The 262-nt window shown below is 68.7% G+C and carries 1 pseudogene; it reads left to right on the top strand.

From position 1 onward, the window contains the following. Positions 1–262, top strand: a pseudogene (locus tag KB213_RS12090) (xanthine dehydrogenase family protein molybdopterin-binding subunit); the annotation flags it as partial.

Here is a 262-nt window from a genome sequence, read left to right as displayed (position 1 = left end):
GCCCCTGCCGACCGATATCCCGCTCGGCTACTGGCGTTCGGTGGGCGAGTCCTACAACACCTTCGCGGTGGAAAGCGCCATTGACGAGCTGGCCCTGGCCGCGGGTCGAGACCCCCTGGCCTGGCGCAAGAGCCTACTGGCGAACGATGCTCGCTCATTGGGCGTGCTGTCGGCGGTAGATGCCCTGAGCGGCTGGTCGACGTCCGCGGCGCCGAAGGGCAGCGCGCGCGGACTTGCCTTCCTCTCCGGCTTTGGCAGCTAC

It is taken from the genome of Neokomagataea anthophila (genome assembly GCF_018122595.1).
Taxonomy (GTDB): Bacteria; Pseudomonadota; Alphaproteobacteria; order Acetobacterales; family Acetobacteraceae; genus Gluconobacter; species Gluconobacter anthophilus.
The sequence above is the reverse complement of the archived record's forward strand: the minus strand, read 5'-3'. Positions and strand labels throughout refer to the sequence as shown.